Origin of the sequence: Stieleria maiorica, from assembly GCF_008035925.1 — a bacterium.
In the GTDB taxonomy this organism is placed as follows: Bacteria; Planctomycetota; Planctomycetia; order Pirellulales; family Pirellulaceae; genus Stieleria; species Stieleria maiorica.
Map to the genome: position 1 here is coordinate 2,322,619 of NZ_CP036264.1, position 19,792 is coordinate 2,342,410.

The window sequence follows — 19,792 nt, forward strand, 5'->3', positions numbered from 1 at the left end:
TATCGTAGTCGCACCAGCGTTCGCGTAACCCTCCAGCCTCCACGACTCCATCCGATGAGATCACTTTCAATGTCGCACCGTTCGTTCGTCCGCCTTTCCGCGTTGCTTTTGACCGTCTCCGTTTGCATCAGCCCGGCGGCACTCGCCCACGAGGGAGCGCATGCCATCTTTGACGGAAAGTCGCTCGACGGCTGGGAAGTCCGTCCGGAGAAGGACACCGCAGACCATTGGAAAGTCGAAGACGGCAAGATCGTTTGCGAGAACGAAAACCAAAAGGGATCGGTGCTCTGGACGACCAAGAACTACAAGGATTACGAAATCGAACTCGACTACCAAACCTCCTCGGAGTACTACGACACCGGCGTTATGCTGCGCGGAGACGGCCACCAGGTCCAATTGGGAATCTCCGGCAGCTTGAAAAAGGACATGTCGGCGTGCGTCTATGCGCCCAGTGACAAACGCGGCAGCTATCCCGGCGTCTCGGAAAAGGGGACGGAGGTCTTAAAACTCGGCCAGTGGAACCATTTGCGAGTTGTGTTGACCGGCAAGCGAATCCAAACGTTTCACAACGGAGAGCCCTGTGTGGATTACACCGGTGTGGCGATCAATGATGAAGGCCCGATCGGGTTGCAGCTGCACGGTGGACACCACATGAAGATTCAGTTCAAGAATATCAAGGTGAAAGAGCTGTAGGCTGTAAATGCAGTCGCGTGCGGCACAGCGAGTCCAACCAACGGCTACCACCACCAACGTTGTGCTGTCCCCTGGATCGCTGTTCCCTGGATCGCTGTCACTTCGATTGCTTTGGAACGCATCGTCGCGATTGCCTGGTCGGTCTCCGTTTGATTGACGACCGACCAGGCATCGATCGAGACGCCACCGGACACGCTGATGATCCATCCTTGTCGTCCCCGGAGCGTGGATGCCACGGAGGGAATCGTTTTGGGGACGTGATAGCGCGGCCCGGTCAGCCGGCTTGCATCGGTCAGCACTTCGAATTGACAATCCGCGCGGACCGGCAATCCTTCGTTGGCCATCAACGCCCCGAGCACTGCCAAGTCGAAACAGTTTCGCAAATCGGCGAACACCGGCATTGCGGTCGAGAGTTCGTCATAGCGGTCGGTCATGGTGTCGGACCACTGTTGTGCCAGCGGGTTTCCAGTATCCAGGTTGGTGCGGCGGCCGTCGGTGGTTAACAGGCTGTCTTGGGTCATGGTGCGGACGGCACGTCCACGAATCTGCCATGCCAAGCGGTCCGGCGTGCAACGCAACGGATCGTAATCGGTTGCCATCCACCAGCGAGGCGAAGTCACTTGACTTCCCTGTTTCTGACGTTGCAACAATTCCAGATAGCTGGGCATGGAATCGATCGGCGCGGCGTCCAAGCCCATCGCCAGACGTTTCATGGCGTAGTCGGCGGCCAACATGACGTGGGCGAAGTGGCTGTCAGGGGCGATTCCATTGATCAACACCTGCTGGTGCCCGATCGCTTTTTCCAACGTCCCGGCCGCTTTGGGGGTGAACGTTCGCAGTCTTGCCTGGACGCGGGCGTACTGCCGCAATCCGTCGTCGGTCGGTTCGATCGAGCAACTGATCTGGCGGTTGACGCCGTCGGTTCCAATTCGCAGGGCATCCATCAAGTCGTCCAATCGAAGCACGGCACGACCATCGGCAACGCCAACGACCTCGCCGGCCTGGTTGGCTTTCCATGGCCCGCCGGGACCGGCGATCAAAATGTCGCCGCCGGTCGCCGCACCGCCTGGAACAGGCGTGGCGGGAGGAACCGCAAAGACGTATTCGATGCGACGTAGCCCGGCAAGAAACGCCATGTCGGGCGTGATCGGTTTCCCCTCGCCCAGTCGCCGTGCCAACGCGCGGTCCAACCGGGCGAGTGAAACGACGCGAAAGTCGGACTCCGCGTCGCCCACCCCATCGATCGCGTCGGCGACCTGCGACCAGGACGCGCGTAGCTGACCCAGATCGTCGTGTCCGACCCGACCGACGACGCCATCCGCATCGACCCAGACGCCTCCGACTCCACCGCGCGATCCAATGATCGGAGTGATCCCGGTGACAAACGGTGTGCTGGAAACATTTTGGATCGCCGCGATGCCCTGTGCGGCGGCAATCGGTGCGGTGCCAATTTGTGCGGCGGCAAGAAACAGCACCAGCACCACGACCGCCCCGCGAGCGTACCGTGCAGCGATGCAACGAATCGAAGAAGAGACAGGCATCTGTAAACCCCCGCTTAAATGACTGCAATGTTCGCCTTTCAAGGTATGCGTTGGCGATGCGGTGTCAAATCAATTTCTTCAGTCGTATCGTTGCTTTTAGGGAGGGGCGCGGAGGGGCGTGCGCTCGGAGCGGGATGCGTTCGCTGTGGCGCAAGTGCACTCAAAGACCAGCAATCAACCCTCCCCTCGCTTCGCCCGACCCTCCCTTCCAGAGAGGGTTCTGTCTTAATCTGAAACCAATTCTCGATCGATGTGGCGGTTCACACCCCGGATCAAGATTCCGGCTATGATTTTGAATTAATCCTTTGACGCTCCACACCTCCTTCCATCATCCCGCCGGAGTCCCACCATGCGTTTTTTGTTGCTCTTGTGTTTCGCCGCGATCACGTTACCCGCCGGCCACCGATTATTCGGTCAAGAAACGTCGCAGCCATTGAGAATCATTTGTTTCGGTGCCCATCCCGACGACGCGGAATACAAGAGTGGCGGGACGGCGGCGTTGTGGGCGGCGTTGGGTCACAAGGTCAAATTGGTTTCGGTCACCAACGGCGACATCGGTCACTGGAGCATGGCGGGCGGTCCGTTGGCCACGCGCCGTGCCGCCGAATCGGCCAAGGTTGCCGAGCGACTGGGGGTCGTCAGCGAGGTGCTGGACATCCACGACGGCGAACTGGAACCGACACTGGAAAACCGCCGCAAGATCACCGTCTTGATCCGGCAGTGGGACGCCGACATCGTGATCTCGCACCGGCCCTGGGACTACCACCCCGATCACCGTTACACCGGCGTGCTGGTCCAGGATGCCGCCTACATGGTCGCCGTCCCGTTCTTTTGCCCGACGACGCCGCCGCTAAAAAAGAACCCTGTCTTCCTGTACTCCAGCGATCGGTTTCAAAAACCTTACTCCTTCGAGGCCGACATCGTCGTGGATGTCGACAGTGTGTTCGAGCAGAAAGTCGACGCGCTGACCGCACTGGTTTCTCAAACCTTTGAAGGCGGCGCGTTGGGAAGCGCCGAGACGATGGCCGCCGCTCCGCCGGAATCCAAGCCGCAGCTCCGCCGAGAATGGCTGCGCGAAAAATGGGTCAGCCGCCAGTCGGCCGAAGCCAATCGATTTCGCAGCGGGTTGATCAAATGGTACGGCGAAACGCATGCGCAGCAGGTCAAGTATGCCGAAGCGTTCGAGATCTGCGAGTACGGCCGCCAGCCCAGCGACGACGAGATCCGCCAACTGTTTCCGTTCCTGCCGGCATCGAACGAGTAGTCGGACGGCGTGAGACGGACGTAGCCACGCTCGCCAGAGCGTGGACCGCGCGGAAACCACCTTCTGGCGAAGGTAGCTACAATTCAATGGCGATTCCCACTGCTGCTTCGGTAAACTTGATTTCCTGACAGAGCCAGGGCTGTACTTCAAACACAGCTCCCATTGGCCCCCGCCCTCCCCAACCGGATTTCGACATGCGTCATCGATTCACCCTCGTGGTCTTGATCGGACTGTTTACCACGCTGTCCGCCGCCCCGACCCTCCGTTGTGTCGCCGGAAAACCGAACCTGTTGATCGTTACGGTCGACGACATGAGTTGCGATTCGGTCGGCGCGTTCGGCTGCGAGCTTGAGGGCACGACGCCGAACATCGACGCGCTGGCCGCGGCGGGTTTGCGCTACCATCACGCGCATGTGCAAGTCGGTAACTGTTACCCCTCACGCAACGTGATGTTCTCCGGACGCTACCCGCACAACACCGGGGTCGAGGGGTTTTATCAAGTCAAAGATCCCGACTATCCGCACATGGTTGACCTGATGAAACAGGGCGGGTACTTCGTCGCCATTCGCGGCAAGGTCTCTCATTCGACTCCCTATCAACCCTATGGCTGGGATGCGGACCTGACGATTCTGGACGGCGAGAAACAGGACATGAAGAATGCAGAGTCGTATTACAAATCGACTCGCCGTGGGATCGCATTGGCGAAGCAGGCCGGCAAACCGTTCTGCATCAACATCAACATTTCTGATCCGCACAAGCCGTTTTACGCGATGGGCAAGCAGGGGGCGATTGTCCAGGACGAGAACGTCCCGTCACGGATCTTCACCGCCGACGAGGTCCCGATCCCCGGGTTCCTGTTTGATCATCCCGATGTTCGTTTGGAATTGGCGCACTACTATTCGTCGGTACGTCGCGCGGACGATTGTTTCGCGGCCGTCATGAAAGCGCTGCGTGAGTCGGGGCAAGACGAACAAACCGTCGTGATCTTCCTGTCCGATCACGGGATGCCGTTGCCGTTTGCAAAAACGGCACTTTGGAATCACAGCACGCGGACCCCGTGGATCGTCCGCTGGCCCGGTGTCACAGCCCTCGTTGTTATACACAAATTTTTGATGATGTATTGATTCGCGAAATCGCTCAAACTGTTGCTCACAGGGAGTTCAGGTGCACGACAGGTAGCAACGGAGTGTTTGCGATGGTGAGCCAATGGGTGATTGACGAATTAGAAACGGTGGATCTTGGCGACAAGAGACGAAATGAACGACTTGCCGAAGTGCTCTCCGCCATGGCTGGTTTGCCGAGCAAGAGCATTCCTGCTGCAGTCGGCGCAGGACACAACGAAACAACGGCAGCCTACCGACTTTTTGATAACGATGCGATCTGCTTTGAGGACATTTTAGCGCCCCATATAGATGCCTGCTATAAGCGTCTTGCTGAGCAAGAAGTTGTCATCTTGGCTCACGATACGACGGAACTGGATTTGACGAAACCTAACACGCAAGTAGAAGGGGCCGGTCCGCTAGATGGCAGTTCACGCTACGGCGAGTTGCTTCACCCGCTGATGGCGTTCACTCCCACCGGCACGCCCTTAGGAACCGTTGCAGCGGAACTTTGGACTCGCGAGGAAGGTCCGTCAAAAGCCGATGATCGAAAGAAAGTGCCGATTGAAGAGAAGGAGTCTCTGCGATGGCTTGAAAACCACCGCGAAGCACAGTTAATCGCTAGCGAGCACCCCGAAACGCAAGTTGTCTGCGTGGCTGACAGCGAAGCGGACATCTTTGAAGTCATCGAGTGTAATTCCGATTCTCCAAAGAACTTTTGGTGGATTATTCGCAGTTGCTATGACCGTTCGATCGTTAATCAGCACGGTCGGCCATCAGGAAATCTGCATGAAAAACTCGCCGCGAGCAAAGTACGCTACACCAAAGCGATAACGATTCGTTCGCACCAACCCAAGTTAGCCTGTGACAAACGAGCACGCAATCAACCGCGAGAGGCACGCCAATGCGAACTCGAGGTGCGTGCAACGACGCTGACACTGAAGAACCCCTATCGGCCCGATCGACACCTACGGCCCACGAAAGTCAACGCGATTTGGGCTCACGAGATCGATCCGCCTGAAGGGGATACGCCTATCAGTTGGCTGTTGCTGACCAATATGCCGATTTCGAACAAGGAAGAGATTGAGCTGGTGTTGTCTTACTACTGCATTCGCTGGTTGATCGAAGTATTCTTCCGAACTCTCAAATCAGGCACTCGCATCGAAGCAAAGCGGTTTGAAAAGATCGAACGATTCGAGCGTTGTCTCGCTGTTTCGATGATCTTGGCGTGGCGAACGTTCTACAGCGTGCGGATCGGTCGCGAATGTCCAGACGTCAGCTGTGAAGCAGTATTCGTAGCCGACGAATGGCAGCCGGTATACAAGATCGTCACCGGGGAAGATCCGCCAAAGAAACCACCGACGTTGAAGGAGATCGTCCGCATGATCGCTCGGCTTGGCGGCTACATCGACCGACCACGACATGACGAGCCTGGCACCGATACGGTCATGCGCGGCATGGAACGACTCTACGACATCAGTAGTTGTTGGCGAAGCTTTGGTCCAAATGCAACCAGATCAGGGGAATGAATTGTGTATAACAACGAGGTCACAGCCCCCGGCGCGATCGACACGAACCACATGATTTCCGCCGTCGATCTGTTGCCGACCCTGCTGGACATCGCCGGAATCGATCATCCCGACGGTTTTGACGGTCGGTCTTTTTTGCCGACACTGCGCGGCGAGCAACAATCCGGTCGCGACATGGTCTTCAAGGTCTACAACGAAAACTCTGGCGGAAACCGCAGCCCGATGCGTAGCGTCCAATCCAAACGCTTCGGTTACCTTTTCAATCCCTGGTCCGACGGTAAACGTGTCTTCCGGACCGCAACGACCGGGACGCTGTCCTATCGAGCGATGGTCAAACTGGCTCCGACCGATCCGCAAATCGCCGCTCGGTTGGAATTGTTTCAGCACGGCGTTCCCGAAGAGTTTTATGATTACGAAAACGACCCCGATGCGCTCGTCAATTTGATCGATGACCCCAAGTACGCCGACGACATTGCCACGCACCGCGCGGCGATGCGACGATTCATGGTCGATTCGGGCGACCACGCCCTTGCCGCACTGGAGCATCGCAGCGACAAACAGTTCGTCAGCGACTATGTCGACAAAGTGCAAGCCGAAGCGGACGCGCGGCGGGCGAAACGGCGCGGTAACAATGCCAAAACCAAGCCGAATCCCAAACTGTTTCAGTGGCAGGTCCCTGCACAGGCAATACCGGGCAGATCGTTCACCGTCTCCATCGCTCACCGGTTACCCGAATCTTTGGGGGAACAGAACTTTCACGTCACGATCAAAGACGCCGGCGGGAAACGGATCGAGCGAATCGTTCGCTCTGCATCGGGACAGGGCAAACTGGAGGTGACGTTCCAGATCCCCGAGCGGTTGTCCGGGAAAAAAATCTCTGCCGCGGCGTTCGTCGGTGAGGAGTTTTCCAACAACCTGATGTATCGAACGGTCAGCGACATCAAGATTAACGGTCCAGCAAATCCCCAATGAATTGATTCGCGTGTCGCGAGTTGACCGCGCGAGCCAGTTTCCAAATGGTACTGACTGTCCCGATGTGCTGGACCAAGCTGGGGCATGGGAACAGAATGGGAATCTTATCGGAATTGGCGATCTGGCCGATCACCACGTCGATTCGGGACAGCCCCTTTCCGTCGGGCAACCGGCGGTGCTGAGAAACGAGCGGCGAAGTCAGGATCCGCCGCAGTGCCTCGGGGGAAAAGACGAACGCCACCGCTCCCCAGACCCAGCGGTCGGGAAACCGGTGCCACCCTGCGGAGGCTTGCGTGTAGGCTTTGCTGCAGTACAGCGACGCGATCCATGGCCCATCATCCGGCCAGAGCACGCTTTCCAAGTAGTCTCGCATCGCCGGAGCGCCCAGGAACAACGCGTCGTCTTGGATCATCATGTAGGCATCCGCGTGGGGATCCCGCATGAACAACTCGCCGAGTGACAACATGTAGTTGGGAAAGGCTCCAACGGCCGGACTGCGGCGGCAGGCGACGAGCCGCTCAAGGGACTGCGGAACATCCACCTTACCGTCGATAAACAACCGTGGGTCGCTCCATCCGGATGTTAGGATCGAACCGACACTGCGCTCCAACGTCGGCAGTCGGCGTGCAGCCGTGGTGACACCCACGGCCCAGGTCGCGACGTTTTGATTCGAACCCGGGGGTGGCGTCTCCGGTCGTGGAAGAAGATCAGCGATGCTATCGACGGTGACCGCCCGAAGGTGATCGTACGATTTGCGTCCCCAATCAACGCAATCATCTTCGTCGGGGGCCACGGCCGGCAATGACCGTTCCGCCCATCGATTCAGTTTCTTGGCCGATTCCAGATTGCATCCCGCGACTCCGTTTTCATCGATCACTTGTTCGGTCAACGCGAACAACAGCGACGCGACGATCGGGTTCAAGTCACGCTGTGACGGTGGGTAAGATCCACAGCATGCCCGACAGGCCGCCGCTGAAACCTGCAATCCCGTGTGGTTATTAATCCCCGAGATGCTTTTCAATAATCTGCATACGGCGATTTCGCCCGTGTCGGACGAATCGACCACTTCGCGATGCCGACAGGTTTCGGGCGCTCGACATTCCATCACTCCGCCGCGGCGACGCAGGTCGTCGCCCGCAATTGACCAACGAACTCGCCCGCCACCGACGGCGTCGGCCCCACCGTTGCACCGTCAACCGCACAATTCTTTTTGATCTGCCACTCGCTGCCGTCAAATCGCCAAAGCGTATAACCGAAACCCTCAGGGCCGCTCGAATGCGGTGGCGCGGACGAATTCTCGTTTCGGACCGGGCGGACAATCGCTGTTTGCATCATCATTTGTTCCTTGCGCTGAAATCACGCTTAATCGATGGCCATGGCTACGCCCCCTGCCACTAGCATAGGGCATCTGATACCTGCCCATCAAACACGCAGAAATCTTTTTTTCAAGACTCTCCCTATGAATTCCGGAAACCTGAATTGCCCGTTCCGCATCCATCCACGCCGTCAAGGGAACGGCGAGATCGCGACGTGTGGGTTGGTTCAACAGTTATTGCAGACCGAATCGAACGGTGGGACGGATGATGCGTGTCAGGTGTCGCGCGACGCTTGCGAGGCTTGCTCGGGATCCACTCCGGTCGCCAGCAGCTTTGTCAACGGAGTCTTTCCGTCGATCCTGAATGAAGCCTGCACACGGTTTCTGCACGGCAGGTCATCGGACGACGGTCCCCAGACGCGACGGGCGACCGAATTGTTGCAGATCAGCGAAGCGGCGGTCTTGGGGGAATTGGTGGCGGGCGAGCGGCGATTGCCCAGCTGCGACGTCTACCTGTGTTGCGACGATGCTTCGGCGGCGACGCGACGGTCGATTGAAAGTGTACTCGCCCAACAAAACGCCGCGGTCAATCTTCATTTGATTCTCAATGGCCCGCGTGCCCAGATTCTGGCAAGCGACTACGCGACGACCTGGAATGTGCATCTTCATCGCCTTGCAACCGCGACCAGTCTGTTCGCGGCTGTCCACGAATTGGCCCCCACGGCGTGCAGCGAGTTCCTTGCATTGCAGCACGCCGATGCAGTCGCCATGCCCAATCGCATCGCCAACGCGGTCGGCGAATTGTGTCGCATGGGAGCCGACGCGATCGGATCGCCGCTGTTGACGCCCGCGGGGGAAGTCGCGGCAACGGAGCCGACGGATGCGTATCAGGCATCGATCCCGTGGCCCACGCTGGTCATGCGTCGCAGTGCGTTCATTGATTTAGGTGGGTTTGCGGACCGAAAGTCCGATCCGGATCTGGAATGGATCCATCGAGCCAAACGATCCGGCGCGAAAATTCGTGTGATGCCGTTACCGTCTGTCGAACTGCACCGGGATTGGCAGCCGCCGAAAGCTGTCGCGCCCCCGGCCTATGTCGAACGCTTGGGATCGCTTCGACATCACGCGATCGGGTACCCGCAATCGACGGTTCCATGCGACGTCGTGATCCCGGTCTATGGGCAGTTGGACTTTGTCGCGCAGGCGATCGAGAGCATCATCCAGCAGCAGGACGCCGAGCCGATCGTTCATTTGATCGACGATCGGGGACCGGAAAATGTCGATGCACTGTTTCGCTACTGGGGATCACTGCCGAATGTCCGGCTGTATCGCAATCGAAAGAATGTGGGGCAATACGTTTCATTCAACAATGTGTCACCCTACTTTGAAACCGATTTCGTCGCCGTCCAAGACGGTGACGACATCAGTTTGCCGCATCGGCTGGAGACGACCGTCAATCTGCTTGAACGGTCTGACGCCGACTTTTTCGCGGCGACGATGGAGCAATTCGCAGCCTCGGACGCCGAAGAAGCGATTGTGGATCGTCAGCGGTTTCGTCGCTCCCACATTCCGTACGGCAACCAAATGCAATACTTTGCGATGAATCCGACCGCCTGTTTCCGCGTCGCGATGTTTCGGCGATTGGGCGGGTACAGCGACTTCGGTGATCGCGACCGTAATCGCTGTGGATTGGATTCGGAATTCATGATCCGCGCGTCTCATTCGGCCGTGCGTTTCGCGATTTCGAGTTCCGTCGTCACGCGTTACCGCGTCCATCCACAGTCGGCGACACGAAATAGTGAAACGGGATTCGGAACGGACGTCCGAACATTTTCGCTTCAGGAATGTCGCCGGCGGGCCGGGCTGTATCAACGAGCCGCGTTCGATCCCCGTTCCTTCGGCGCGTTGGGCAGATACCGCGACGTGACCGAACGGGTGATATCGGTTTCCTGAATCGGCCGGGATCGAAACACACGAAACCCGTAAAACGATGGTTGCGAATGGGGTTGGGACCATCCCAGGTATCGAGGCTGGATGCCTGACATCCCCATGTGGAAACGATAGTCGAATCCGCAAACTTGAATCCGCGCGGCATTGACCGGATCGATGTCATTGGCCCATTCACGCACGTTGGAATAGGTGTCGAAGATGCCGAAGGCGTTGGGGCGAGCCAATCCGACTGCCCACGACGTTTTCCCATCGGTCGGCTTGGACGGGGTGTAGCCCTCGGAAATCCGATCGGTCGACAACAGGTACGACGGTTGCAGACAACTGCCGAAGGAATAGTCGGTGATCGCTCCACCGTTGCACATAAAGAACCATTCCTCCGCCATCGGCAACCGATACCCCCGCCGCTGTCGGTAATTCGGGTGCAGTTTGGCCGGCTCGATCGAATCGTCCGTGCGATCGGTGTAACAGACTTGATCCTCGGTCAGACCTTCGGCACGTGAAAGCCAATTGCAATACGCCACCGCGTCGTGGTAGGTCACGCTGCCGACCGACGCGTTATTCGATGGAGAGTTCCAGCCTCTGGATTGCTCTCCCTCGGGTAGCCAACGGAGCATCTGGCTGAGCGTGACTTCGGCCATTGCCGCTTCGATGCGGTAGGTCGCGTCGGGGGCGTGCAGCGGCAAAACGATCATCGTGTGGCCCTCAGAATTGACGTACCAATCGCGATCTTGTCGACGTTCCGGTTTCTCCACGTAGAGCTGCCCATCGACCCAATCCGCTTCGTTCCACTGCCGCAGAAACCACAACGAATTGGCCCGCAGACTGGCGTGGCTGGCCGTGGTGAACCAACCTTGAGTCAACGTCAGAACACGATTACGAAGATCGGCGTTGATCTGTTCCGGCGGGAATTCGCCCAAGGCTTGAATCAGACCGCATTGTGTCGCAAGGTCCGGCTCGACCAGCAACCGTTGGGCGATCGGCACGGGATCGACGCCGAAGACCTCGATGCGTTGGACCAGTCGCGTGCGGGCGTTGGGGATCGATGTTCGGCCAAAGCTGATCTGCCGATAGCGGGACACAAGTTGTTCGCGATCGGCGGATTCCAACGCTTCGAATTCGCGTTCGGCCAACAGCCGCCGCAGTTCCTCACGCACCCAATCTTCTGTCTCCTCCGATTGGTCGGGATCCCGTGGCGGCTGTCGATCGGGGCGGAAAGTTGCCCAGATGTCGTCGTTGGACGCACCGTGCCGCAGCAGGATCGCCGCTGCGGATGCCTTTCGCTTGGCATCGCGTTTCCACGTCGGGTCGTGAACATCCAGCGGTTTGGCGACCGCTTCGTCCAACAGCGGGCGCACGGCGTCGCGGTGCTTGTCGATCAAGTCGATGGAGAACAGGATTTGCTGAACTTCGGCGTGCAGCAGCTGATTGGTCAGTTCGGGGATGTCGTCTTCGAGCAAGTTGATCAGCAAATTCTGCGCGGCCGATCGACGGATCTCTGTCTCGTCACTGCCGTCGGCGGTCATCACGGCGGCCAATGGATCGACCAGCACCGGCCTGGCGGGGCGAATCAGGTCCACCATGGATCGAAAGTAGCGTCGGTCGATGTTGGCAAAGTGGATCAGTTCATCGGTAAAGTGGGCTGACAATGATTTCCATCGATCACCGCTGGCGGAGGATTCGTCCGGGGGATCGAACCTTGCCAGAGCCAAGGCCGCGTTGAATCGCGGGCTGACCACGCGGCCGTTTTCATCCGAGCGAGGCAACAGGGTTTCATCCTCGGCTTGGCTCCAAAGGTATTCGGAGAGTTGATCACCGAACCCGTGAAGTTCGCGGCACAACAATTCCAACGTCTCGGGGTCCGATTGAAGCAACGCCGGTTGGATCTTCGCCAGTTCGTTGCGACCGGAACGAAGCAGGGCCAAGCTGGAGAACAAATGCGGGGGCGAACCGGGCCGGCTTTGCTGTTGAATTTGAACCAAGTTGTCGAGCGCCCATCGCTCACGTCGCTCCAATTGGTCCAGCAATCCGCTCACCTCGCCGACCTTGGCAACGGTCAGCTGGTTGGTGAGTGTCTCGGCCCGATTCCAAGATGCCAATTCGTAGGCGGCCCAGCCGCCCAGCAAAAGCAAGAATCCCACGAGGGCCAGGTTGGATAAATGCCTCCGTGTCGCGGATCGCATCATCCGCTGCTGAGCATCATCCCAGTGGTCCCGTCGGGTCAGCGCAAGGATCGAAACCCATTCGGGCAGCGTCGGCAGGTGCCGTTTATCGGGCCTGGAATCCCAGACCTCGGTGCGTTGTGCCAAGCGGATTTCCGCCCGTCCCTTGCGTGTTCCCCGTTGCAGGTGCGCTTGCCAGTCACGGATCGCGGGCACCAGATAATCGTGAGCGAGGTGATAATAAACCAGTTGTGACAGGTTGCCGGTCACACTGCCCGATTGGCTTGCCGACTGGATGCCGGATTGGCTTTGCGAAACATCGCCCCGGCCCTCGGGATCGGTTCGCGTGATCAGGTGTAATTCCGAATCAAGCGCCCGCATCATGGATTGGAACTGTTTGGGCTGGTCGGCGTAACCGGAAACTTCCAGCAACTCCTCGCGCGACCTCATGTGGCCTTTCAGGTTCGCACCGGGCTGGGGCAACAGGGCGCCCAGGGTTTCATAGACGGCGTGCAGGTGTACTCGATAATTGGCCGGTGCGTTTTCCGAGGAAAAGTTTTCGTCCAAGAACATCAGGCCCACCCCCGCGGTGCCGCCGATCTTGCGCAGCGTGGCCGTCGTCCAAGGTTTGCTTTTGATCATTTCGGCAAACAGGGCCAGACGAACGGGCGTGACTTTTCCGTGTTCGGCCAGCCCGTCGATCGCTTGGGCGATGAAGGCTTTTTGGTCGCGGGAGAAGTCGCTGCTGTGCTCGGGCAGACGCTGGAACGCACGGCCGAATTCGGTCAACACGCGCCGGGCATGCTGCAGGTCGAACAGGTCGATCAACGCCATGTTCTTGTTCTGCATCAGGTCGATTTCCAGATGATCCATGAATCGGCTGAACGCCAACCAGAAGTCGTCTCGGACCATCAGAATGCATTGAACATGCTCGCCGTCACACTGCCGCAGCGCCTTGGCCAGCGCCGAGTGCTCCGGCCGATCGATCGAGTACAGCCATTGTTCAAACTGGTCGATCACGATCAGGATCTTTTTGTCGCCGCCCATCACCTCGCCGCGGCGGAGCGTTGCGATCGATTCGGCCAGGCCCAGGTCGGTGTCTAGGTAAGGACAACGACGACGCAGGCGATTCAGCAAGCGTGATTCGGTCGCGTCGGGGGCGGACTCGATGACGACCGGAATGATGTCCGAGCAGAGCGTCGGGATCAGTCCCGCTTTGACGAACGAGCTTTTGCCGCATCCGGACGGTCCATAGATCAACCCGATGCGAAAACTGTTTTCCGGGTCGGGGTCTTCAATCCGCCGCTTCCAAAACAAGACCGATTCGGGAGTTCCGTCGCGGTCGTAAGGCCCCGGCAACAGCCCCAAGAAAAAATGCGCGTCTTGAGGTCCAAAGGATCGCAACCCCCGGGGAACGATCCCCAGTGCCCGGCGGCTGGATCGACTGTTTTCCGACGAACGCTGCTGTGCCTCAACCGCCTTTCCGTCGCCGCGCAGCGTCGGGCTGGCAAACGCCAGGTTTTCGCTGTCGGAGAGCAGGTGGCGCAAATCTTCGCAAAGTTCCAACGCCGATTGGTGCCGCGCCATCGCACGCTTGGAAAGCGTCTTCAGGCAAATCCGCTCGAGTTCCGCTGGCACGTCGCGGTTCAGATCGCGAAGCGGACGGACCTCTTGCTCTTGAATCAAATCGGTGACCGATTGACCGGGTTCGGCGACAAACGGACGTTGCCCGGTCAGCAATTGATACAAAACGACGCCCAGGCTGAAGATATCCGAAGTGCGTTTGACCAAATGGTTTTCGCCCCGCGCCTGTTCCGGGCTCATGTACGCGGGCGTCCCGGCGACGGTTCTGGAGCCGATCCCATCGTCTTCCAGTAGTGCAAGCCCGAAATCTGCGACGTACGCCGTCCCCCGTTTGTCCAACAGGATGTTGTTCGGTTTGATGTCGCGGTGAATGACGCCCTGGTTGTGCACGTAATGCAGCGCCTCGGCAATCGTCGCGACCAATTCCACCGACTCGAGAATCGACAACGGGGTGGATCGCATTCGGTGGACCAAATCTCGCCCGTCGATGTACCGGGAGACGATGAAGCAGAGCCCGTCGTCGGTGGTACCGACGTCGTGCACCGGAACCACGTTGGGATGTTCCAGCTTGGCCAGCGTTCGGGCTTCGGTCAGAAACGCATTGACGTCTTTGGAGCGCTTGATGCGATGGGCGTGTGGGACCTTGATGGTGACGTGGCGTCGCAGTTCGTCGTCATAGGCCAAGTACACCGAACCGAATCCGCCTTTGCCGAGCAGGGATTCGATTTTGTAGCGACCGATCGTCCGGGGAAGCAACTCCTCGGGTTCATCGGGCTGATTGTCGGGGTTGGTGACGGAGGAACCGTTGATCGTTTCGTCGATCGGCTGATCCGTATGGTTGAAAGAAAACTCCGATTCGTCGACCGTTCGCTCGGTCCGCGTTTCGCGGGCGTCGTTTCGCAGGTTGGTTTCGTTCTCAGGGGTGGTCATTTGGCAAACCGCACGATGCGGGTGTCCTGTTCGATTCCGGTTCGCTCGGCGAGCGGGCCGTACAGTTCCGGGCGTCGGGATTTGAGCCAACGGCGGCCGGTGCAGGATGCCTGAAGCGACGGATCAAGCCGAGCGACGACCATGTCATCATCGGCTTTCCAGGATTCGGCAAGCGTTTCTCCATAAGGATCCAAAATCATCGCATTGCCGGTTCGAACTTCATCATCATCGATGCCGACGCCGTTGCTGAAGATCAGGAACAAGCCGTTGTCGTGTGCCCGAGCGGGCAGCCAACGCCTTAGCCACTCGCGGCCCTTGGGACCGCGAAACTCGGCTTCGATCGCTTCGGGGTTCGATTCACGCTGCTCCCAGAGTTTGGGATCGATGACGCCCATGCAGTGCGGGCTGGGGGAATTGCAGCCTCCGGTTTGATGGGGAGCGAGCAGGATCTCGGCGCCCATGAGGGCGTTCATGCGGACGTTTTCGCCGATGTTGTTGTCGTAACAGATTAAAACGCCGACCGTCGCGCCCTGGGGAATCTCGAACACGGTGTACTCATCGCCGCAATCCAGATGTTCGCTGATGAAACAATGCAGTTTCCGATGCACCGCGACCTGGCCGTCGGGCATCGCGACGACGTAGCTGTTGAACAGCCGACCGTCGTCGCCCTGTTCGATCAGCCCCGCACCGATCGTCATCTCGTGCCGCCGGGCAAGCTCTAACAGCGTGTCGGTCGATCGCCCGCCGTGGATCGGTTCGGCGAGCTGGCGGCACGCTTCGGCGGACAAGTTCCTGACGTGCCAATAACCTGTCAAACACATTTCCGGGAACGCGATCAATTCAACGCCCCTGGCCTTTGCTTCAGCTGTCAAGGCTTCGACGCGACCAAGGTTGTAGCTCTTGTCACCGGGGCGATGATTGAACTGGACGGCGGCGACAGTGATCGGGTTCATGGGAGACCATTGGTGGGGAAGGCGACGATAAAACGGACGAGGTCGATGGTGCGATTCAATCGCATTCGACCACCGTCCAATTCACCGGGCATTGTAACGAAACAAGCCTCCCGCAATGCGTGCTCGCGGAGAAAACGATTTCTTGGCGTTCACATCGTCGCAGCTACTCCAACGTTCCGAACGGATCATCGTCGATCGTGTCCGACGCCGGAACTCCGAACGGTGACTCGTCGCCGCCGGAAGGCTCGACACCGAACGGTGACTCATCAATCAGGGGCGACGGGGCGACACCGGTCTCTGGCACGAAGTACTCGACGCCAGGTTCGGCACTCGTTCGCTGGCGAGCTTCTTGTTCGCGCAGCGCGACGTAGGAACCGGACATCATCCGGTCCTCTTTGCCTTTCCCCGCCTGGATGATGATCGCCGACTCGCCCAATAGCCCCCGTTCTTTGACGTTGATCGCATTGCACCGCGTCTGGCAGAGCCCACATCCGACACACTTGTCGGCCAACACGACCGGTGCTGAATAACCGGTGCCTTCGATCGGAACACCGTTGTCGTCCACTTCGGTGCCGACCCGTTTGAATTCGATCGCATGGTAGCCGGCCGCATTGCACTCCTGCACACACAGATCGCACTCCTCGGCGCCGGCAAACGGCAGACAGGTCGATTCATTGACGATCGCTAGCCCCATCCGAGCGACCTTTTTCTCCGCCAATGGCAACGCACGAATCGCTCCGGTCGGACATACCTGACCACAGGCGTTGCAGCTCGATTCGCAACCGGCCCAGTCGGCGTTGACCAATGGCGACCACAATCCCTCCAGCCCCTGCTGAAAGCCTTCCGGCTGCAACACGTTGTTGGGACAGGCCTTGAAGCACTCGCCGCAGCGGATGCACATCTCCAGAAACTCTTGCTCGGGAACGCTGCCCGGCGGACGCACCGGCAAGAACGCATCGGGGGCGTTCAGATTGGCGCCGAACGTTTTGGTGACCAGTGAAACACCGGCACCGCCCGCCACCGCCGCCGCGGTGCCGCCGGCCAGGGACAGAAACCCGCGTCGCCCCAAAGCCGTCTCATGGGTCGGGGGATCGTTTTCGACCTTCAGTTCAACGACGTTCCAGCGTTCGACAAACTTGATCGCGTGCGTCGGACAGACGCCGCCACAGGATTGACACAGCGTGCAATCGGTGGTCCGCGTCGTGAAGTCCGGCTTGATGGCGTCAAAGGGACAGATCTCGACACACTTGTTGCAGTTGATGCAGGATGATTCGACCTTCCGCTCGGTGATGCGAAACAGGTTGCCCAGCGAAAACACCGCTCCGCTGGGGCACACATACTTGCACCAGAATCGCGGCCGCAAGAACCCTAGACTCAGCACGCCGACGAACATTGCGATCGACAACAGGTGTCCGGCGTTCATTGCGGGGACCAAGTGCCAGCCACGCATCATCCCCGATTGAATCGGATCCAACAGGAACAACATCCCCCGCGTGATCACCGGTATTGCCGAAAAGAAACCCGACACCAACACGCCAAGCACGGAACACAGCAGTGTTCCGGCCAACAGATAGTATTTGATGTGAACCCACCAGCCGTCGCCGGTAACGCGAAACCGCGTGACCCGCTTGCCGACCGCCCAATCGAATAAATCGATCGTCGTGCCCAACGGACACAGATAGCCGCAAAAGCCGCGCGGGATCAGGACACAGACGACCAGGATCGCCGCCGCGGAGACCAACGACCAAACCCAGCTACGCGATGCGATCGCGGTCGACAGACTGACCAGCGGGTCGATCATCAGAAACGACTCGGCCGGGATGACTTCCTTGGCAGCCAGGTTGTCGCTGTAATGTGATGGCCACTGGCCGGCGTCCAGTGACTCGGCCGGCTGCGCGTCATACGGCCAACAAACGTAGAAAAACAGCACGGCAAAGGTGACCAGGCAGATCGATTGGACGATCCGCCGGACCGGGGATGCCAGCCAGGACAGGCCGAACCGCCGCAGCATTTTACGCAATACCCCGCGTTGCTTGGACATCCGGTCCGATTGCAACCCATCGGGCACCAGGCGACGAAGCAATCGTCCGGTCAGCGAATGTGATGCGTATTGATGGGGTTTCAGCCGCCGCAGGGCCGGGGAGAACCAATCCAAGCGAATGAGTGCGGCGTTCCCGCGATCGAAACTGGTCAAAAAAACCAACACGGCGGCGGCCAGCACGACGGCGGCGACCGTGATCATCAGCGCCGACGAAACGCCGAAGCGTGAGGCGATGGAGTCGTCTTGAGCGGCTGTGAGGATCGCCGCCGCAGCCAACAGGGCGACCGCCAACGAAAGGCCACGTCGTTTCATCGCGTTCCCTGTGCCAACGCCTTGGCGGTCGCGTTGACGATGGCCTGGGATGTGATCGTCGCACTGCTGGTGCCATCGATGCCTTGGACACTTTGCCGCTCAATCAGTTGTGCCGGCGTGTCTGTAAGCGAGGAGTAGAATTGTTTTTCCTTGTGGTCGACCACCTTGACGCTTTGAAGTCGCCCCGATGCGACGTTGACCTCGACCGTCAGCTTGCCGTTGTACCCCGTGCTGCTATCGCGATACGTCCCATCAGCGACACGACTCAAGTCCGCCTGCTCATACAACCGGATCGTATTAATACTCTCCTGGGCGCGAGCCTTGAATCGATTCTCGTACTCCTCATTCCGCCACTGCTTGGAATTCAGGACACGCTGGTAGTAATCGATCGCCTCGTCATAGCGCCCGGCTTGTCGCAGCGCGTCGGCGGCCAAGACGTTCGCTTGGTAGTCGTTTCCGGAGTTGACAAAGGCCTTCGTCAAACTGAGCGCGCGGTCGATTTCGCCCATGTCCCCATACAATTTGATCGCACCGAGGTTCAGACGTCGGCTGCGGAGCATCTGCAAGGCCATGCCGCGGTTGCCCAACCGCCAATAACATTCGGCCAACCAGATCCCATCGTTGGTGTCGACCGACGCTTTGCCCTGTTGGAACCAGAATGCCGCTCGCGGGTAATCTTGAAGCAGCCGGAAGTAGGCCGCACCGAGTGCCCTCATGTCGCGCTGCAGTCGCTCGCGGTCGTCTTTGTGCAGCGAAACGCAATGGTGAATCAATTTGATCCCCGAGTGCCAGCGTCCGGGGTTTTCGTTGATCACCGACCAGATGTACTGGCCCATGTTCTTGTGAGCCTGCCAGGGTCCCTTGGGCGGTTTGATGGGCCAGGACAGATCGAGCGTGTTGGGATAGTCCAGCGGCGTGGATTCGAACCAATCCGGCGGCGTCTTGCCGGCCGCCTCGATCAACGCCAACACCTCCGCCTTGGAACGGGTCACGGTCCCTGTCGTGCCGTTGTCTTCGTCCGCCGATGCAGACGCACTCGATTTCGGCGTCAGGACGAACCATTTGCCCTGGTAAAGGACCCGGTGGACCTCGTCAAACTGATAGACAGTTTTCGTCGATGAAGAGCCAGCCTGGGGTGAAAAATCAAACTCCTTTTCGGCTTTGCGGATCGACGTGATTGTCCCGTCAACCTTCTTCCCGTCGGCAAATTCGATCACATCAGCCGCCGCCGAGATGTTTCCCGCAAGCAGCGTCATTAACAGCACCAAATACTTCATCACGTCTTCCAGCTTTCGTTCTGCGCCAGACCGGTCATTTCGAATTGCCCCAGGATACTAAATCACGCACTCGTTCGCGCGGACAATCGAAAAGTTCGCTCTGGGGAGAGGCGAAAATGCGTTTCAGCGACGTTCTCCCGCCCCCCTTCGGTCCCTCGGACGCGAAGCGACA

13 protein-coding genes are annotated in these 19,792 nt (G+C 58.8%); 6 read left to right on the forward strand and 7 right to left on the reverse strand.

Going from position 1 to position 19,792, the window contains the following annotated elements:
• Positions 1–54 precede the first annotated feature (54 nt).
• Complete coding sequence (locus Mal15_RS07875; protein WP_199773818.1) at positions 55–693, forward strand: 3-keto-disaccharide hydrolase; 639 nt, start codon at positions 55–57, stop codon at positions 691–693.
• A gap of 44 nt (positions 694–737) precedes the next feature.
• Here the strand turns inward: Mal15_RS07875 and Mal15_RS07880 are convergent, their stop codons facing one another.
• A complete protein-coding gene (locus Mal15_RS07880) occupies positions 738–2,234 on the reverse strand; it encodes a DUF1598 domain-containing protein (protein WP_147867256.1) in 1,497 nt (498 codons plus the stop codon).
• Positions 2,235–2,583: 349 nt separating this feature from the next.
• Here Mal15_RS07880 and Mal15_RS07885 point away from each other — a divergent pair, with 349 nt between their 5' ends.
• The 4 genes from Mal15_RS07885 (at position 2,584) to Mal15_RS07900 (ending at position 7,099) form a co-directional block, all read left to right on the forward strand.
• The gene (locus Mal15_RS07885) at positions 2,584–3,498 is read left to right on the forward strand and encodes a PIG-L deacetylase family protein (protein ID WP_147867257.1); all 915 of its coding nucleotides are present in this window, start codon (positions 2,584–2,586) and stop codon (positions 3,496–3,498) included.
• A 194-nt stretch (positions 3,499–3,692) separates the two neighbouring features.
• Positions 3,693–4,622 (forward strand): sulfatase-like hydrolase/transferase, encoded by a 930-nt coding sequence (locus Mal15_RS07890; RefSeq protein ID WP_147867258.1) that lies wholly within the window; start codon positions 3,693–3,695, stop codon positions 4,620–4,622.
• A gap of 71 nt (positions 4,623–4,693) precedes the next feature.
• Entirely contained in the window at positions 4,694–6,127 is a 1,434-nt protein-coding gene (locus tag Mal15_RS07895; protein WP_147867259.1) for an IS4 family transposase, read from the forward strand.
• Between the two features lie 3 nt (positions 6,128–6,130).
• The gene (locus Mal15_RS07900; RefSeq protein ID WP_147867260.1) at positions 6,131–7,099 is read left to right on the forward strand and encodes a sulfatase/phosphatase domain-containing protein; all 969 of its coding nucleotides are present in this window, start codon (positions 6,131–6,133) and stop codon (positions 7,097–7,099) included.
• Here Mal15_RS07900 and Mal15_RS07905 read toward each other — a convergent pair.
• Together Mal15_RS07905 and Mal15_RS07910 are read right to left on the reverse strand one after the other, a co-directional pair.
• The gene (locus tag Mal15_RS07905) at positions 7,074–8,204 is read right to left on the reverse strand and encodes a hypothetical protein (protein ID WP_147867261.1); all 1,131 of its coding nucleotides are present in this window, start codon (positions 8,202–8,204) and stop codon (positions 7,074–7,076) included. The two genes, Mal15_RS07900 and Mal15_RS07905, sit on opposite strands and share 26 nt — an antisense overlap.
• On the reverse strand, positions 8,204–8,437 hold the full coding sequence (locus Mal15_RS07910) for a hypothetical protein (protein WP_147867262.1): 234 nt from the start codon (positions 8,435–8,437) through the stop codon (positions 8,204–8,206). The genes Mal15_RS07905 and Mal15_RS07910 overlap by 1 nt, the downstream gene beginning before the upstream one ends.
• A gap of 121 nt (positions 8,438–8,558) precedes the next feature.
• Here Mal15_RS07910 and Mal15_RS07915 point away from each other — a divergent pair, with 121 nt between their 5' ends.
• Positions 8,559–10,367 carry a glycosyltransferase family 2 protein gene (locus Mal15_RS07915; RefSeq protein ID WP_167546675.1) on the forward strand — a complete coding sequence of 603 codons (1,809 nt, stop codon included), beginning with the start codon at positions 8,559–8,561 and terminating at the stop codon, positions 10,365–10,367.
• On the opposite strand, the gene Mal15_RS07920 is transcribed toward Mal15_RS07915, so the two are convergent.
• The 4 genes from Mal15_RS07920 to Mal15_RS07935 form a co-directional block, all read right to left on the reverse strand.
• Positions 10,283–15,037 carry a bifunctional serine/threonine-protein kinase/formylglycine-generating enzyme family protein gene (locus Mal15_RS07920; protein ID WP_147867264.1) on the reverse strand — a complete coding sequence of 1,585 codons (4,755 nt, stop codon included), beginning with the start codon at positions 15,035–15,037 and terminating at the stop codon, positions 10,283–10,285. The genes Mal15_RS07915 and Mal15_RS07920 overlap by 85 nt on opposite strands.
• The gene (locus Mal15_RS07925) at positions 15,034–15,990 is read right to left on the reverse strand and encodes a nitrilase family protein (RefSeq protein ID WP_147867265.1); all 957 of its coding nucleotides are present in this window, start codon (positions 15,988–15,990) and stop codon (positions 15,034–15,036) included. The genes Mal15_RS07920 and Mal15_RS07925 overlap by 4 nt, the downstream gene beginning before the upstream one ends.
• A 163-nt stretch (positions 15,991–16,153) precedes the next feature.
• Positions 16,154–18,343: a 4Fe-4S binding protein gene (locus Mal15_RS07930; protein WP_147867266.1), complete on the reverse strand. Its 2,190-nt coding sequence runs from the start codon at positions 18,341–18,343 to the stop codon at positions 16,154–16,156.
• Positions 18,340–19,620: an FMN-binding protein gene (locus Mal15_RS07935; RefSeq protein ID WP_147867267.1), complete on the reverse strand. Its 1,281-nt coding sequence runs from the start codon at positions 19,618–19,620 to the stop codon at positions 18,340–18,342. The genes Mal15_RS07930 and Mal15_RS07935 overlap by 4 nt, the downstream gene beginning before the upstream one ends.
• Positions 19,621–19,792 lie beyond the last annotated feature (172 nt).

Coding starts and splice junctions, on each gene's coding strand:
- Mal15_RS07930 (WP_147867266.1), bottom strand. CDS start 18,343: ATGAAACGACGTGGCCTTTCGTTGGCGGTCGCCCTGTTGGCTGCGGCG.
- Mal15_RS07910 (WP_147867262.1), bottom strand. CDS start 8,437: ATGATGATGCAAACAGCGATTGTCCGCCCGGTCCGAAACGAGAATTCG.
- Mal15_RS07905 (WP_147867261.1), bottom strand. CDS start 8,204: ATGGAATGTCGAGCGCCCGAAACCTGTCGGCATCGCGAAGTGGTCGAT.
- Mal15_RS07920 (WP_147867264.1), bottom strand. CDS start 15,037: ATGACCACCCCTGAGAACGAAACCAACCTGCGAAACGACGCCCGCGAA.
- Mal15_RS07880 (WP_147867256.1), bottom strand. CDS start 2,234: ATGCCTGTCTCTTCTTCGATTCGTTGCATCGCTGCACGGTACGCTCGC.
- Mal15_RS07895 (WP_147867259.1), top strand. CDS start 4,694: ATGGTGAGCCAATGGGTGATTGACGAATTAGAAACGGTGGATCTTGGC.
- Mal15_RS07915 (WP_167546675.1), top strand. CDS start 8,559: ATGAATTCCGGAAACCTGAATTGCCCGTTCCGCATCCATCCACGCCGT.
- Mal15_RS07925 (WP_147867265.1), bottom strand. CDS start 15,990: ATGAACCCGATCACTGTCGCCGCCGTCCAGTTCAATCATCGCCCCGGT.
- Mal15_RS07935 (WP_147867267.1), bottom strand. CDS start 19,620: ATGAAGTATTTGGTGCTGTTAATGACGCTGCTTGCGGGAAACATCTCG.
- Mal15_RS07885 (WP_147867257.1), top strand. CDS start 2,584: ATGCGTTTTTTGTTGCTCTTGTGTTTCGCCGCGATCACGTTACCCGCC.
- Mal15_RS07890 (WP_147867258.1), top strand. CDS start 3,693: ATGCGTCATCGATTCACCCTCGTGGTCTTGATCGGACTGTTTACCACG.
- Mal15_RS07875 (WP_199773818.1), top strand. CDS start 55: ATGAGATCACTTTCAATGTCGCACCGTTCGTTCGTCCGCCTTTCCGCG.